Source organism: Stenotrophomonas sp. 22DLJC03 (genome assembly GCF_056861405.1).
In genome coordinates this window covers 954,297-970,107 of the sequence record NZ_JBSPUG010000002.1, presented here as the reverse complement: position 1 = coordinate 970,107, position 15,811 = coordinate 954,297, and the positions used below count along the sequence as shown (strand labels likewise).

11 protein-coding genes are annotated in these 15,811 nt (G+C 64.7%); 6 read left to right on the top strand and 5 right to left on the bottom strand.

The genetic code is table 11. The features are described 5' to 3' along the window. Nucleotides 1-8: 8 nt before the first annotated feature. Complete coding sequence (locus tag AC13GA_RS10345; protein ID WP_482998035.1) at nt 9-1,013, bottom strand: extracellular catalytic domain type 1 short-chain-length polyhydroxyalkanoate depolymerase; 1,005 nt, start codon at nt 1,011-1,013, stop codon at nt 9-11. Nucleotides 1,014-1,211: 198 nt separating this feature from the next. Here AC13GA_RS10345 and AC13GA_RS10340 point away from each other — a divergent pair, with 198 nt between their 5' ends. The 4 genes from AC13GA_RS10340 to AC13GA_RS10325 are packed head-to-tail and all read left to right on the top strand — an operon-like array spanning nt 1,212 to nt 8,175. Then, the gene (locus AC13GA_RS10340) at nt 1,212-3,410 is read left to right on the top strand and encodes a TonB-dependent receptor (protein WP_482998034.1); all 2,199 of its coding nucleotides are present in this window, start codon (nt 1,212-1,214) and stop codon (nt 3,408-3,410) included. 32 nt (nt 3,411-3,442) lie between these two features. After that, on the top strand, nt 3,443-4,321 hold the full coding sequence (locus AC13GA_RS10335; RefSeq protein ID WP_046985553.1) for an alpha/beta fold hydrolase: 879 nt from the start codon (nt 3,443-3,445) through the stop codon (nt 4,319-4,321). Further along, on the top strand, nt 4,318-4,803 hold the full coding sequence (locus tag AC13GA_RS10330; protein WP_482998033.1) for a MaoC family dehydratase: 486 nt from the start codon (nt 4,318-4,320) through the stop codon (nt 4,801-4,803). Before AC13GA_RS10335 ends, AC13GA_RS10330 begins: the two co-directional genes overlap by 4 nt. 36 nt (nt 4,804-4,839) lie before the next feature. Then, a complete protein-coding gene (locus AC13GA_RS10325; RefSeq protein WP_482998032.1) occupies nt 4,840-8,175 on the top strand; it encodes a hybrid sensor histidine kinase/response regulator in 3,336 nt (1,111 codons plus the stop codon). A 4-nt stretch (nt 8,176-8,179) separates the two neighbouring features. Here the strand turns inward: AC13GA_RS10325 and AC13GA_RS10320 are convergent, their stop codons facing one another. Then, entirely contained in the window at nt 8,180-8,854 is a 675-nt protein-coding gene (locus tag AC13GA_RS10320; protein WP_046985556.1) for a response regulator transcription factor, read from the bottom strand. Nucleotides 8,855-8,983: 129 nt separating this feature from the next. Here AC13GA_RS10320 and AC13GA_RS10315 point away from each other — a divergent pair, with 129 nt between their 5' ends. Together AC13GA_RS10315 and AC13GA_RS10310 are read left to right on the top strand one after the other, a co-directional pair. Further along, complete coding sequence (locus AC13GA_RS10315; protein WP_482998031.1) at nt 8,984-10,624, top strand: fatty acid--CoA ligase; 1,641 nt, start codon at nt 8,984-8,986, stop codon at nt 10,622-10,624. A 346-nt stretch (nt 10,625-10,970) separates the two neighbouring features. Beyond that, entirely contained in the window at nt 10,971-11,750 is a 780-nt protein-coding gene (locus AC13GA_RS10310; RefSeq protein ID WP_482998030.1) for a S1 family peptidase, read from the top strand. Nucleotides 11,751-11,803: 53 nt separating this feature from the next. Here the strand turns inward: AC13GA_RS10310 and AC13GA_RS10305 are convergent, their stop codons facing one another. The 3 genes from AC13GA_RS10305 to AC13GA_RS10295 all read right to left on the bottom strand — a co-directional run bounded on the left by AC13GA_RS10305 (nt 11,804) and on the right by AC13GA_RS10295 (nt 15,802). Next, the gene (locus AC13GA_RS10305) at nt 11,804-12,064 is read right to left on the bottom strand and encodes a hypothetical protein (RefSeq protein ID WP_478473332.1); all 261 of its coding nucleotides are present in this window, start codon (nt 12,062-12,064) and stop codon (nt 11,804-11,806) included. After that, nucleotides 12,065-12,808 (bottom strand): FadR/GntR family transcriptional regulator, encoded by a 744-nt coding sequence (locus AC13GA_RS10300; protein WP_046985559.1) that lies wholly within the window; start codon nt 12,806-12,808, stop codon nt 12,065-12,067. 102 nt (nt 12,809-12,910) lie between these two features. Then, nucleotides 12,911-15,802, bottom strand: a complete 2,892-nt coding sequence (locus AC13GA_RS10295; RefSeq protein ID WP_482998029.1) for a TonB-dependent receptor — start codon at nt 15,800-15,802, stop codon at nt 12,911-12,913. Nucleotides 15,803-15,811 lie beyond the last annotated feature (9 nt).

Here is a 15,811-nt window from a genome sequence, read left to right as displayed (position 1 = left end):
CCTTCCCTTCAGCGCTGGTAGTCCTTCAGGAACAACCACGTGATCAGCGTGGCATCCGGTCCCATCGGGTCGGTGAACGGCAGGCCGGACTGGCTGCCGCTCCAGGCATGCCCCATGCCCTCCACCACGTAGTGCTGCACCAGCGTCCTGCCACCATAGGCATAGGTATCCACGGTGTAAGCGCGCCCACCCGGCACCTGCCCCTGGTAGGTGCTGGTCGGCAGGTACTTCACCGAATCGTTGTCCAGGCCATCGTCGGCCAGGTCATTGGTCTGCAGGAACTGGCGCACGGCCTGCTGCCCGTTCACCGGATTGACAGTGAGATCGGCGCTGCCATGGAACACCAGCACCGGGATCGGACGCGGCGATGGCGAGCCCGAACACTGCCAGGCCAGCCGCCCATTGCTGTCCGGCGAGTAGATGCTGCCGGCCAGCAACGCGTAGGCACTACCGGAAATCGTGGTCGCGCCCTTGAACATGCCGCCGGAATGGATGGCACCGGCGGCGAACACATCCGAGTAGCAGGCCAGCATGATCGAGGTCATCGCACCGCCCGCGGAAATGCCGGTGACGTAGACCCGATGTGGATCGATGCTGTAACCGGACTTCACCTTGTCCACAATGTCAGCCAGGATCGAGGCCTCACCGCTGTCGCGCGCCTGGTTGATCGGCAATTGCCAGTTCCAGCAGCGTGCCGGGTTGGAGGTGACGTTCTGCCGGGGGTAGACCACGATGAACCCCTCACTGTCGGCAACGTCATTGAAGCCGGACGCCTCGCCCATCAGGTTCGGCCCGGTCACGCAGCCATGCAGCACCAGCAGCAGCGGCAGTGGCCGGGTTTCGTCGTAGCCGGCCGGCACCCACACCTGGTACTCGCGGGCGCCGAACAGATTGCCGTACAGGCCGATGTCCCAATGCCCGGCGGGGCCTGCGGCGTAGGCACTGCCCGCCGTTGCCAGCCAGCTGCACAGCAGCAGTGCGAGTGCCTTGATTGAATCGATTCCGGATTTCATGGCCAGATCCTCATGCGTGGTTCGTGGATGAAGGAGTACCGGTAGCGCTTGCAGGTGGGGGCGCGCCCAGTATCCGCATCCCGGTGCCGCTGCCGACTGGACCTAGGTCCACTCGCCGGCGCCCGGTGACACCGCTAGCCTTGGCTGCAGGGGTGGCAGAGGGCCATCCGCAATGGACATGCCCTGGGGGAGGAACGGATGAATCGGAATGGTCTGAGTCTGATGATCGGTGCGCTGCTGGCCACCGGGCCGGTACTGGCACAGGAGGCGCCACAGCCGGCGCCAGCGACAGGCAGGACGGCTTCACCCACCAATCTGGACAGCATCAAGGTCACCGCACGCAAGCGCGAGGAAACCCTGCAGGAAGTACCGGTGGCGGTCACCGCGTTTACCTCCGAAGCGCTGGACAGGATGAACGTCCAGGATCTCAGCGACCTCGATGCACAGGTGCCCAACCTGACCATCTACGCCGCACGCGGCGCCAGCAGCACGGTTACCGCCTACATCCGTGGCGTCGGCCAGTCCGATCCCACCTGGGGCGCGGATCCGGGCGTCGGCATCTATCTGGACGATGTCTACATCGCACGTCCGCAGGGCGCGCTGCTGGATGTGTTCGACGTCTCGCGCATCGAGGTGCTGCGCGGCCCGCAGGGCACGCTGTACGGCAAGAACACCATCGGCGGTGCGATCAAGTACATCTCGCGCGGTCTGCCGACCCAGACCGAAGGGTTCGCCCAGATCACCGTGGGAAACTACAGCCAGCTCGATGCCAAGGCGGCCATCGGTGGTCCGATCGGCGGTGCCGACAGCGGCCTGCGTGCCCGCGTGGCAGTTGCCAGCATGAACAACGATGGCTTCGGCGAGAACACCTTCAATGGCCAGCCGGTCAGCGACAAGCAGATCAATGCGGCGCGCCTGAACCTGGGCGCGTATGCGGGCGATGATTTCGACGTGCAGTTCGCGCTGGACTGGATCGATGACCAGTCCGGCATGCGCGGTTCGAAGATGCTGGCGCCCAACCCGTTCCTGCGCGCCTACCCGCCGATGGACAGCCGCTACGATATCCGCTCGGGCATGCGCAACCTCAACAGTGTGGAAACCAAGGGTGCCTCGGCCACGGTCAACTGGCGTCCCAACGAAGACATCGCCGTGAAGTACGTGGTGGCCAAGCGCGAATCGGACAGCGAGGCCAACATCGACTTCGACACCACCCCGGTCAAGCTGGCCGACGTCGGCGGCACCTACAGCGACAACCAGGTCAGCAACGAGGTGCAGCTGAACTACGATGCCGGCGGCCGCGTGCGCGGTGTGGTCGGCCTGTACCAGTTCAGCGGCGAAGCCGGTGGGCAGATCCAGAACAACTACTTCAGCGCGCAGTTCGCCGACAACCAGGGCAAGGTGCTGACCGACAGCATCGCGCTGTATGCGGACTGGACCTTCGACCTGACCAGCAAGCTGAAACTGGATGTGGGCGCTCGCTACACCGACGAGGACAAGCGCGCGATCGTGCTGAACCGCCTCTACGCCGACCCCGGCTTCAGCCGGCCGGTGGCGGTGACCGCGGACTTCGACAAGAAGACCAACTTCAAGAACGCCTCCCCCAAGGTCTCGCTGGACTACCAGATCACCCCGGACATCATGGTCTACGGTCTGGCCACGCGTGGCTTCAAGTCCGGCGGCTACAACATCCGTGCCAACGCCGTGGCGGTGCCGCGCTCAGCTGAGCCCTTCGACGACGAGACCGTGGACAGCTACGAGGTTGGCAGCAAGATGGCCTTCCTTGACCAGCGCCTGTTCCTGAATCTTTCGGCCTTCTACAACAAGTACAAGGACATCCAGCTGTCGGTGTTCACCGGCCTGGATACCAATGGTGATGGCATCGACGATTCCTTCTTCGGCGATTTCACCAATGCCGGCGCGGGTACCGTCAAGGGCCTGGAGGTCGAGTACCAGTACCTGCCCAGCCAGCACTGGCTGATCTCCGGCAACCTCGCCTGGCTGGACACCAAGTACGACGAGTACATGGACCGTGGCATGAATGTGGCCAAGCAGATGAAGTTCACCAATGCGCCGGAGTTCTCGGGCGCGTTCAACGTGGAGTACCGCACCGAGCTGGCCAAGGGCAGCAACCTGTCGGCACGGGTGAGCTACAGCTACCAGAGCGAAGTCTGGCCGACCACCGACCTGAGCCCGGTGATCCGCCAGCAGGGCTACGGGCTGGTCAATGCCGGCGTGATCTGGCGGCTGGATGATGCGTGGACCTTCTCGCTGCAGGGCACCAACCTGGCCGACAAGGAATACCGCACCACTGGCTACAACATTCCATCAGTGGGCACGCTGATTGGTTTCTACGGTCCACCACGCCAATATAGTCTCAGCGTCCGTTACGATTTCTAGAGCATCCGTTACGATTTCCAGGAAGCCCCTGCATGATGCAGTCTTACGTAGATCTGTATTGGAACAGCGACGATGGCCTGCGCCTGCACGCGCGTGACCATGCACCCGATGCAGGGCAGGCGCCCCGCGGCACGGTGGTGTGCATTCCCGGCCTGACACGCAATGGCGCCGACTTCGACGTGCTTGCCGGTTCGCTTGCCGCCGTGGGCTGGCGGGTGATCGCAGTCGATCTCCGCGGTCGCGCCGGTTCGGAGCGTGCGCATGATCCGTCCAGCTACAACCCGCGCACCTATGCCGACGACATGGTCGCGCTGCTGCGCGCGCAGAACATCGACAAGGCAGTGTTCATCGGCACCTCACTGGGCGTGCTGGTCACCATCACCCTCGCCTCGCGCGCGCCCGAGCGGATCGCTGGTGCAGTGCTCAACGATGCCGGCCCCAAGGTGCCGCGCGAGGCGCTGGCACGGATTGGCAAATACGCCGGCAAGCCGGTGCCGCCGATGGATCTGGAGCAGGCCACGGCGTACGTAGCGTCGATCGGCAAGGCCGCCTTCCCGCGTTTCAGCAGTGATGACTGGCGGGCAATGGCGGTGCGCACCTTCCGCCCACGCAGCGATGGCCTGCTGGAGCTGGACTATGACCCGGCGGTGATCCGTACCACGCGGCCGTGGCTGCTGTGGTTGCTGCGGCCGGTGCTGTGGCGTGCGGTTCGCGGGCTGACCGCACGGGTGCCGGTACTGGTAGTCCGGGGTGCGCTGTCGGACATCCTGCCGGCCGATGTCGCGCGGCAGATGGCCGCGACCTCGGAAAGCGCCCGCCTGGTCGAAGTGCCGGATGTCGGTCATGCGCCGATGCTGTCCGAACCCGAGGCGCGAGACGCGATCCTGGCGCTGCTGGAGCGTCTGCGGTGAGTGCCGGCGCTCCGATCGACGCGCTACCCACTGCCTTGCATGCGCTGCGGCAATGGGCAGCCAGCGAGCGCCTGGGCGCCTGCACACCCATCACGCAATGGCGCATCGACACTTTCGCCGACGCCACCGGTGACCACAACTGGATCCACGTCGATCCGCTGCGGGCACGGGCCGAGCTGCCCGGCGGGCAGACCATCGCGCATGGCTTCCTGCTGCTTTCGCTCACCGTGGAAGACGATGTTGCAGCCCTGGCCGGCTTTTCCGGCATCGCCCACGTGCTCAACTACGGCTTGAACAAGGTCCGCTTCCTGGCGCCAGTGCCCAGCGGCTCCGAGGTGCGGGTGCGCTCGCAGCTGGTGGCACTGGAGGCGCGGCAACCCGGGCAATGGCTGCTTACCCAGCGCAAGGCTGTCGAACGCGTTGCCGATGGCGAGCTGGCACTGGTCGCTGAGCATCTGTCACTGATCGTGCTCACCCCCTAGCACCACCCTGCCCGGTCCTCTGCCTACACTGGAGCGATGTTGACGCCCTCCGTCGTTCTGTTCGCCTGTATTGCGTGGACCGTACTGCTGTTTGGCGTGGCCCTCTGGGGCGAGCGCCGGGGGCATCGGCTTTCGAAGGCGTGGCCGCTCATCTATGCGCTGTCGCTGGCAGTGCACTGCACCGCGTGGACCTATTACGGCGCGGCGTCGCAGGGCCTGCAATGGGGCTTCCCGATTCCACCGACCCTGGCGGGCATGGCGCTGATATTTGCCTTCGGCCTGCCGTTCCTGCTCCGCCTGGGGCGGCTGGCCAAACAGCACAACAGTGCCACCATCGCCGACCTGGTGGTCGCGCGGCTGCGTGCGGATCGGGGACTCGGGTTCACCATCACCCTGGTCGCGCTGTTCGGCATCATTCCCTACATCGCCCTGCAGCTGAAGGCTGTCAGCCAGGGCCTGGGCGCCCTGCTCGGTGATCGCTTCGCGCCTGCCGGCGCGCAGCTGGACATGTCGTTCTGGTTCGCGTTGACGATGGCCGCGTTCACGCTGCTGTTCGGCGCACGCAAGGCTTCGGCCACCGAGCCCAATCGCGGCATCGTGGTCGCGCTGGGGCTGGAGTCGCTATTGAAGCTGGTGGCGCTGCTGGCCATCGGCCTCTACGCGGCGCTGTCGGTGCGCCAGGCGGGCACGCCGCTGCTGGAAAAGATGGCACAACTTCCACCACCGGCCATCATGCCGGACTACCTCACCATGGTCGCGCTGGGAGCAATCTCCGCGTTCACCCTGCCCCACCAGTTTCATGTCGGCGTGGTCGAGCTGCGCCAGACCTCGGACCTGAAGACGGCGCGCTGGCTGTTCCCGGTCTACCTGCTGCTGATCGGGCTGCCGTCGGTGCCGATGGCGCTGGCCGGTGCCGCGCAGCTGCCCGCATCGGTGTCGCCCGACCTGTACGTGCTGGCGCTGCCGCAGGCCGGTGGCCACCACCTGCTGGCCTTGCTGGCTTACCTGGGCAGCCTGAGCGCCGCCACCGGCATGATGATCCTGTCCGGGCTGACCCTGTCGATCATGCTCGGCAACCATGGTTTCGGTTCGAGGCTGCTGGAAGGCATTGCCGGTGGCGCGGCGGCAGCTGACCTGCGTCCGCGCGTGCTCGCCTTCCGCCGTGCCGGCATCCTGGCCGTGTTCCTGATGTCGTGGCTGTACAGCCGCGCGATGAGCGACACCGAGGCACTCAGCGATTTCGGCCTGATGTCATTCACTGCCCTCTCGCAGCTGGCACCGGCGGTGCTGCTTGCGGTGTATCGCCCACGCACGCCCTCCCCGGCCATCATTGCCGGCATCGTGCTGGGTTCGCTGGCCTGGTTGTGGCTGGTGCTGTTGCCGATGGTGATCCCCGCCGCGCCGGCGTCGACCGCCCCCGACGGACTGCATTGGTTGGCCGTGGTCTCGCTGCGCCCGCAGCCGGGCCATATCGCCATCAGCATGGGCGCCAGCCTGGCGGTGAACCTGCTGACGGTTGCGCTGGTGTCGCGCGCGGTGCGCCCTTCGTTGCCGCGACGACGGGATGCGGTGGCGGCCGCCTCGCTGCGCAAGACGGCCGGGCGCTTCCTCGGCCAGGAACGTGCCCGGCAACTGATGGACGGGCATGCCGGGCAATTGCTGGATGACGACCGGGTCATCACCATCGAACGCGAACTGACCGCTGTGGTCGGTGCGGGCATGGCGAGGCTGCTGGTGGAGGCCGCTCGCGACGGCGGTGCAGCGCCACTGGATGCGGTGACCCGTGCAGTCGGCGAAGCCACCCAGGTGCTGCGCTTCAACCAGCGCCTGCTGGAGGCGGCGCTGGAGAACATGAGCCAGGGCATCAGCGTGGTCGACGCGCAGCTGCAGTTGGTGGCTTGGAACAGTCAGTACGCTGCGTTGTTCAAGTTTCCGCCCGAGCTGCTACAGGTAGGACAGCCAGTGGTCAACCTTACGGCTTGGGCGCTGGACGAACTGAAGATCGGCGAAGGCCCCGGTGACTCCCGCGACAAGGCCTTGCAGCGCCGCGTGGCACACATGCAGCGCGGCACGCCGCATCTGTCCGAACGGATTTTCCCCGACAACACCATCGTCGAGATCCGTGGCAATCCAATGCCGGGCGGCGGTTACGTGGCCACCTTCACCGACGTCACTGCGTTCCGCCGGGCCGAGGAAGCACTCAAGCGCAGCAACGAAACCCTGGAGCGCCGCGTGCAGGACCGCACCGCACGGCTGGAACAGGCGGTGCACGAAGCCGAGCGCGCGAACGTTGCCAAGACACGCTTCCTGACTGCGGTCGGTCACGACCTTATCCAGCCACTGCATGCGGCGCAGTTGCTGACCGATGCGATGTCGCAGCACATCGAATCGGAGTTCCTCGACAGCTTCCTGCGCCAGATCCGCGGTGCGCTTGATTCCACCGATGACCTGCTATCCGGACTTCTGGATATCTCCCGGCTGGAAGGCGGTGGTCTGGTGGCCGATCCACGCGCGTTCGCGCTGTCGACCGTGCTCGATCCGCTCGCGCAGGAGTTCGCGGTGCTGGCGGCGGCGCGCGGGCTGCAGTTCCGCTACCTGCGGACCCGTGCCTGGGTCCACACCGATCCGCTGCTGCTGCGCCGGGTGCTGCAGAATTTCCTGGCCAATGCCATCCGTTACACGCGCCATGGTGGCGTGCTGCTGGGCGTGCGCCGCCATGGCCATGCACTGTTGGTTGGCGTGCATGACAGTGGCCCCGGCATCGCGCCCGAGCAGCAGGCGATCGTGTTCGAGGAATTCCATCGCGGCGACCGCAGCAACGGCCAGGGACTGGGACTGGGCCTGACCATCGCGCAGCGCATCGCCGAACTGCTCCATGCGCCGCTGCAGTTGCGCAGCGTGCTCGATCACGGCTCGACGTTCTCGATCAGCGTGGTGCGGGCAGCACCGCCGGCTGCCCCGCCCACGGAGCCCGCCGCAGCGGGTACCAGCACCGTCAAGGGCATCCGCGTGCTGGTGGTCGACAACGACGCGGACGCGCTGGAGGCGATGCGGCAGATGCTGCTGGCCTGGGGCTGCGAAGTGGTCGCGGTGCGTGCCGCCAGCGAGGTCGGCGCGTCAGCGCATGCGGCCGCGTTGTGGCTGTTCGACTACCACCTGGATGATGGCGATACCGGCGTAGCGCTCTGGCAGCGGCTGCAAGCCGAGCATGGGCAGCGGCCAACGGTCATTCTCAGCGCCGATACCGGCAGCGACACGCGCGAGGCGGTGCGTGCGGCAGGACTTTCACTGTTGAACAAGCCCTTCAAGCCACTGGCGCTGCGCTGGGCGATCAACCATCTGCTGGCAGCACCTGGCACAGCAACATCCTGAGAGATCAGGTGTCCTGGGTACCTTCAATCTGCCGGGACGGATCGGCCAGTCCCATTTCGTGCAGCACGCGGATCGCCTGTGCACGGTTGCGGACTCCCAGTCGCTCCATGATACGCGTCATGTGCGCCTTGACGGTGCGCAGCTGTACACCCAACCGGTCGGCGATCTGCTTGTTGAGCAGTCCTTCGGCCACCAGGCTCAGCACCTTGTACTGATGTGCGGACAGGCTGGCCAGGCGCGCGGCCAGGTCGGCATCCTTGCTGAAGGGCGCCACCCGCGCCACTGGCTCACGCAGCAGTGCAGGAATCCAGCGTTCGCCCTCCAGTACCGACCGCAGCGCGGACTGCAGCTCGTTCAGTCCGGAACTTTTGGGCAGGTAGCCGGCCGCGCCCAGGTCAACTGCGCGGCGGATCACCTGCGGCTCTTCGTTGGCCGAGACGATGATGATCGCCAGTCCCGGCTGCAATGCACGGATGGTCGCAAGGCCGGCAAGCCCATGGTTGCCGGGCATGTGCAGGTCCAGCAGCATCAGGTCGATCTGCTGGTGTTCCAGGACCTCGAGCACGCTGTCCAGCGAGTCGGCCTCGCTGATCTGCAGATCGGCGACCGCCTCTTCGGCCGCGCGATGCAGTGCCGCGCGGAACAAGGGATGGTCATCGGCGATGAGCAGGGTCGGCATGGCAAGGCGAGAGTAGCAAATCGTCTGCCGTTGGACAGGGGTACCTAGGTACGCTGGCGCGCTCAGGCGGGATTGCTAGTGTGGACGAATGAAGACCGGCCACTGACAGGCCGCCCACGAGGTCACCCCATGCCATTCGCTCCCGATGCCTCTGCCTATCCGCTGCTGATCAAGCAACTGCTGCACACGCCGCTTGCGGTGAATCCTGACCAGGAGATCGTCTATGGCGATTCGGTCCGCTTCGACTACCGCACCCTGCAGGCGCGCATCGGCCAGTTGGCCGGATTGCTGACTTCGTTGGGGGTGAAGCACGGCGATACGGTTGCGGTGATGGACTGGGACAGCAACCGCTATCTGGAAGCGTACTTCGCCGTGCCGATGATCGGCGCGATGCTGATGATGGTGAACGTGCGCCTGGCGCCCGAGCAGATCGCCTATACGCTGAACCACAGCGGTGCACGGGTGATCCTCGCCAACCGTGAGTTCCTGGCGATACTGGAAGGCATCGACGGACAATTGCCGGACCTGCGCACGCGCATCCTGCTGGACGATGCCGGCGGCCCGTTGCCAGACGGTTTCGTGACCGAGTACGAGGCCGGTCTGCGGGCTGCCACTGCGACCACCCATTTCCCGGACTTCGACGAAAACACCCGCGCAACGGTGTTCTACACGACCGGCACCACCGGCCTGCCAAAAGGTGTCTACTTCAGCCATCGGCAGCTGGTCCTGCACTCGCTGACGGGGATGGCGGCGCTGGGCAGCGCGGCCAACCAGGGACGCCTGCACCGCGGCGATGTCTACATGCCGATCACCCCCATGTTCCACGTGCACGCCTGGGGCCTGCCGTATGTGGCGACGCTGCTGGGCATCAAGCAGGTCTACCCCGGCCGCTATCTGCCAGCCAACCTGCTGGCATTGATCGCCCGCGAGAAAGTGACCTTCTCGCACTGCGTGCCGACCATCCTGCACATGCTGCTGGAGCACCCGCTCGCCGCGGACACTGATCTGGGCAACTGGAAGGTGATCATCGGCGGCGCGGCCCTGCCGCGGGCATTGGCGCAGCGGGCACTGGCACGCGGCATCGACATCTTCGGTGGCTACGGCATGTCCGAGACCTGCCCGCTTCTGACCTTGGCGCAGATCGATGCGGATGCCGTGACCGATACGGATGAGGTTCTTTCGCTGCGCACCAAAGCCGGCATTCCGGTACCGCTGGTGGACCTGCGCATTGTCGATCCGGACATGAACGATGTCGCCCACGATGGCATCGCCACCGGCGAGGTCGTGGTGCGGGCACCCTGGCTCACCCAGGGCTACCTGCACAATCCGGACGCATCGGCGGAATTGTGGGCAGGCGGCTACCTGCACACCGGGGACATCGGCAACATCGACAGCGGCGGCTACCTGCGCGTGACCGACCGCATCAAGGATGTGATCAAGACCGGTGGCGAGTGGATTTCATCGCTTGCGCTGGAGGACATCATCGCGCTGCATCCGGCGGTCAACGAAGTCGCGGTGATCGGTATCGCCGACACGAAATGGGGCGAGCGGCCGTTGCCGCTGGTGGTCAGGCAGCCGGGCAGTGAAGTAAGCGAGGCAGAGATCATCGAACTGATCGCAGCCCGTAGCCGCGCCGGGGATATCTCACGTTATGCGATTCCGGAGCGGGTCAGTTTCGTGGATTCGATCGAGCGCACCAGCGTGGGCAAGATCAATAAGAAGAAGCTGCGGGGGCTGCATGATGTGGGGTCTGATCCAAGCATCATCTGATCGAAGCGCATTCACTGGAACGCGGGCGACGTCCGTTGCCGTGCAAGGCGGGTCGATGCCGGAAGTCGTCCATTGTCCGGTCGACTCCACTTTCGCCAATCGATCGCAGTTGACGCCCGACGCTCTCGCCCTGACTGACCATTGCCGGAAAGTAACCACCTGTATACTGTCGCTGACTGGCGAGCAGATGGATGAGCTCGGAGATTGAACCTTCATGATGTTCCCCCGTTCTCCGAATACTCCTCCACGCATCAGCCACCTATGCATATTGATCGCCATGGACAATAGATTCGAAGTTCGCGGCATTCTCTTGATGCCGTGCACATTGGGCCTAAACGAATGACACATGCTGCCGATAAAGAATTGCGACTGCGCCCATTATGGACCCAGCGCTTCCTTGATCAATAGAGTGAAAGTGGTGAGCAAAATCAGCATTCTGTATGGAAGCATACTGTCAGCGTCCCTGCTGGCGCCTGTCCATAGCCACGCACAGGAGTCAGGACCGGAGGCAGCATTCCAACGGGCCGTCCACATCAAGATCGCCCTGCCGGAGCGCTCAGGCGAGGTGTCTGGAACCGGGGCCTGGCTGGATGGCAACACTGTAATCACTGCGTCACATCTCTTCCCGGACGATCTTCGGGAAAATGAACGCTTGACCATCGAGATTGTGACCCCGCTTGGCAACCTGCCAGCCAAGGTGGTAACGGCCTCGCACCCTTCCGAACTTGATCTCGCTGTACTTGCAGTTGACCCCAGCGCGAACGCAAGTGCCCGCAGGAGCGCAGCCCCCCTCAAGCTATGCTCGACGCCTCTGCAACCAGGACAGAAAGTCAGCGTCGCTGCTGCAAATCAATCCGGCCTGGCTGTTGTAATTCCCACCCATGGCTCGTTTGATAGATCAAGCATTTATCGCGGCGTCGTGACATCACACTCAGTTACGACGTATCTGGCTCCTGGAACAAGCGGCGCGTCAGTATTTGACGAGGCGACCGGGTGCTTGGCTGGCATTGTCAGCAAGCAGGAAAAGCACGAAGACACTACCAATGGCGTCTTCCATCAGGTATTTACAACCGGATTGGTATCGGTGGCTGATATCGCGCCCGTCATCGCGGAAATCAGGAAATAGTTCTGCCGGGCGAAGAGGTACGAAATCTTTCAGAGATTTCGCACCTCTCCACTTCAATACAACTGCACCTTCAACACCGAAGGCGCATTTGCCGGTGAACTGAACGTCACCGTGCCACCCAACTGGCTGATGCCCGCATACCGCAGGTCCACCGTATCAACCATTAGCGTCAAGCGGCTGCTGGTTGGAATTTTCCAGCTGCTCGCTTCCAGGCGCAGGCCCGCCATCTTCCGCCGGCTCGGCGTGGCGCCACGCAGCGTGTACGGCTTGTGGCTGATCAGCTGGTCGTTGCCGGTCCCGCGAAGAATCGCCACTCAAATCCGCGTCGTCGCCATGAACCGCTCGCGATCCTGCTGCGTGCGGCGGCGGATCTCCTCCAGCGCCTGGCTCTCGGTGGCCTGCAGCATCGCTTCGAACAGGCGCTGGAAGTGATGGCGCATCGCATTGCGTGCCGCCACCGGATCACGGGCGCGCAGCGCTTCGAAGATGGCCATGTGCTCGTCGGCTCGGCTGGCGCCATCGTCATGGCAGACCCGCGAATAGACCTCGGTGACGCGCGGCAGCTCGCTGCGCATGCGCCAGATCTGCTGCACGAAGTACTCCACCACCGGATTGCCTGACAGGCGGGCAATGGTCAGATGGAAACGGCGATCGTACTCGCCGGCTTCCTCGTCGCTCAGGTCGCGACGGCACAGCGCTTCGGCCAGCACCTGCAGTTCGGCGATGCCGGCATCATCCAGGTTGCTGGCGGCCAGCGCGGCAGCCTCGGCCTCGAATACCGCGCGGGCAGCGGTGAGGTCGAAGGCACTGACATCCGGCAACCCACCCGGGACCTGCGTCGGCCGCGGCTTCACATGCACGCCGGAGCCGATGCGGATGGCGATCCAACCCTGTGCTTCCAGTGCGATCTCGGCCTCGCGGATGGTCACCCGGCTGACGCCGAACCGTTCGGCCAGCTCACGTTCGCCCGGCAGGCGCGAGCCCGGCGGAAATTCGCCGTCCTCGATCAGCTTGCGGAGCTTGGCGGCGATGGTCTGGTAAAGGCGGTTGGCGGACATGCGGCTGACCCTTGGCGATTCCCTCCGGGTCCCTGCCCTGCCACCGCGGCCGGCAAGGGTCCGGTTGGAGCGACGGCGCGACCACTGGCCGCGCCGCCCTGTTCAGAACTTGTATCGTACACCGAAATACGCACGCCGCCCGTAGGTCACCACTTCGCGGAAGTTCCCATAAAGCGGCTGGTAGGCCACGCGCGGCTCGTTGGTCAGGTTCATCAGTTCCAGCGACAGCGACAACTGCTTGTTTACCCGGTAGCGCAGGCGCAGGTCGACGCTGGTGTTGTCGTCGTAGTAGCGGTTCTGCTGAGCGGTATTGCCAGTGAAGTCCTGGTAATAGTGCGAGCGGAACTTGCCGATGGCCTGGATGTTGAAGCGCCCAACGTCCCAGTAGATCGAACCGGACAGCACGTGCCGCGAGAAACCGCTCAGACCCGCCGGTGGCACGATGGCCGGAATGATCGTGCCATCACTGGCCAGCTGCTCGCCCAGCCGCGAATCCTGGGTCTGGTAGTCGGCATCGGCGTAGTTGTAGCTGACCTTGAAGCCCAGCCCGTCGAACGGCTTGGGCAGGTACGACAGTCGATGGGTAGCGCTCAGCTCGAAGCCGGTCAGCGTGCTGTCTTCGTCGGTGGTCACCTGCTGCCGCACCGGCACGGTCACGCTCTGGCTGTCGATGGTGTAGGTCTCCGGCACGAGCGCAGTGGCCGTGCCGCCGTTGAACTGCTTCCAGTACACCGCGCCGGCCAGCATCGTGTCCGGGTTCGGGTACCACTCCAGGGAAAGGTCGCCGTTCCAGGACATCAGCGGCTGTGCCGCCGGGTTGCCACTGGCACTGATGTCGTCCAGCGCATCGGCCAGGTTGCCGTAGGTGGCGTCGCTGCTGACGTTGATGGTGCGCCCCGCTCCCAGTGCCGAAATGTCCGGACGGGACATCGCGCGGTAGGCGCCGACCCGCAGCAGGACATCCGGCCGCAGCTCGAACGCCGCGTTGAGGCTGGGCAGCAGCTTGTCGTTGCCCGCCTTGAACACCTGGGTGCTGTAGTCGCCGGTGGGCTGCAGACGGATCGTACCGTCTCCGTTGTCTTCAATGCGCAGGCCGGTACGTACCCCTTCGGAACGCACATCGGTCTTCACCCAGCGCAGGCCCAGGTTGCCGGTCACCGGCAGCCCGAACAACGAGCTGCTGAACTCGCCCATCAGGTAGAGCGCGCGGGTCTTCTCGGTGATATCGACATTGTTCGGATCCTGGAAGCCCGGATCGAGGCCGCTGTCCAGGCTGCCACGGAACGACTGGTACAGGCAGTTCGGATCGAAGTACGCCCAGGACGAAATCGTGTTGCCGCTGGCCGCATCCATGAAGTCATCCTGCGGGAACGGCGCGCGGCAGGCCTGGTTGGCGGCGATGATCTTCGCCTTGTCGGCCGCCACGCGCTGGTCGTAGTCGGTCACCAGGGTGTTGTCTCGCAGGCGGTAGTCGGCCTGGCTGGCGCGCACGCCGCCCTTGATGCGAGTGAAGAAGCCCGACTCCGGCATGAAGCTGGCATCGAAGCGGCCGGCCTTGATCTTGTGGTCGTTCTCCGTTGCGCTGGAGGTGACGCGCGCCGCGCCGGTGTAGGCGTCCCAGTTGTTGGGGTCGAAGTTCGGCGCCAGGGCAACACTGGGCACTTCGCCATGCCAGTCCCAGTCGTAGTCCACGTACCCGGTGGCGCCACTGCTGATGCCGGGAACGATGGCATTGTTGACGTCGCGCTGGTTGGCGCGCAGCCGGGTCATGCGCTCGCTGTCGAGACGATTGGTGTGCGAGTAGGAAAGATCGGTGGACAGTTCCCACGCCGCGCTTGGCCGCAGGATCAGATTCAGGCCGCCACCGGTGTATTCCTCACCGCGCCAATAGCGGTTGGAGGTGGAATCGACCGAAGTGCTGCCATGCAGGTGGCGCACGATACCCTCGTCGTCCACCTCGCGCTGGGTAATGCCGCGGCGCGCATTGGACAGGCTCAGGTCACTGCGGTTCTCGTACCAGTTGCGCTGGGTGTGCTCAAAGTCGACATTCAATTCGACCACGTCATTGGGCCGCCACTGCAGTGCGGCGAACTCGCTCTGCCGATCGTTGCGCTCCTGCTTGAGGCGGTAGATGCGGCTGCTCGGCACCAGGTAATACGGCGCACCGTTGGCGATGGCTTGTGCACTGACTTCGCCACAGTTGGCATTGGCCACGTTCTGCGTGCCATCGCAGGCATACCAGGTGGAACCGCTGGTGATGCCTTCTTCCGGATCGGTACCTTCCAGGCGCTGGAAGCCCAGCGATATACCCAGCTTCTGCCCATTGCCGAACTCGAACTGGTCGATGTAGCTGGCGGTGCCGCGGTAGCCGATGCCGTCGTCGTCGCGGTACTTCTTGTCATACTCGGCCCAGCTGCCACGCATATCGATCTGCGCCGAGCGCTTGCCGTACTCCAATGGCCGTACCGTTTCCAGGCCGATGGTGCCGGCCACGCCACCTTCGATGATGTCGGCGCGCTGGGTCTTGTAGATGGCCACCGTGTTGATCAGCTCGGCCGGGAACATGTTGAAGTTGACCGAGCGGTCGCCACTGCCGTTGGTGATCTCGCGACCGTTGAAGTTGGTGCTGCTGAGGAAGGCGCCGAGGCCACGGATCGAGATCTCCGAGGCACCGGTCTTGTCGCGGGTCGAGGCGGCACCGGTCAGGGTCTCGATGGCATCGGCCAGCGACGGCGCCGGCAGGTCGCCGATGTCGTCGGCGGAGAGCACATCGGCAATGACGGTGTCGTCGCGCTTCTTGTTGATCGAACTCTGCATGGACTCGCGGATGCCGGTGACCTGCACCTGGTCCAGCGTGGTGGGATCCTGCCCCGCCCCGTCCTTGCCTGACTGCGCCTGGGCAGTGGGTATGCCCGCCAATGCGGCGAGCAGCGCCACGATCAGCGGTGTGGGGGACAACGAGATGCTGTGCACTGCTCCGGCGGGTCGCCGCATGGTTTCCTC

Excerpts from the sequence above, each read along its gene's own strand:
- AC13GA_RS10345 (WP_482998035.1), bottom strand. The coding sequence starts at position 1,013 with ATGAAATCCGGAATCGATTCAATCAAGGCACTCGCACTGCTGCTGTGC.
- AC13GA_RS10340 (WP_482998034.1), top strand. The coding sequence starts at position 1,212 with ATGAATCGGAATGGTCTGAGTCTGATGATCGGTGCGCTGCTGGCCACC.
- AC13GA_RS10335 (WP_046985553.1), top strand. The coding sequence starts at position 3,443 with ATGATGCAGTCTTACGTAGATCTGTATTGGAACAGCGACGATGGCCTG.
- AC13GA_RS10325 (WP_482998032.1), top strand. The coding sequence starts at position 4,840 with ATGTTGACGCCCTCCGTCGTTCTGTTCGCCTGTATTGCGTGGACCGTA.
- AC13GA_RS10320 (WP_046985556.1), bottom strand. The coding sequence starts at position 8,854 with ATGCCGACCCTGCTCATCGCCGATGACCATCCCTTGTTCCGCGCGGCA.
- AC13GA_RS10315 (WP_482998031.1), top strand. The coding sequence starts at position 8,984 with ATGCCATTCGCTCCCGATGCCTCTGCCTATCCGCTGCTGATCAAGCAA.
- AC13GA_RS10310 (WP_482998030.1), top strand. The coding sequence starts at position 10,971 with ATGCTGCCGATAAAGAATTGCGACTGCGCCCATTATGGACCCAGCGCT.
- AC13GA_RS10300 (WP_046985559.1), bottom strand. The coding sequence starts at position 12,808 with ATGTCCGCCAACCGCCTTTACCAGACCATCGCCGCCAAGCTCCGCAAG.
- AC13GA_RS10295 (WP_482998029.1), bottom strand. The coding sequence starts at position 15,802 with ATGCGGCGACCCGCCGGAGCAGTGCACAGCATCTCGTTGTCCCCCACA.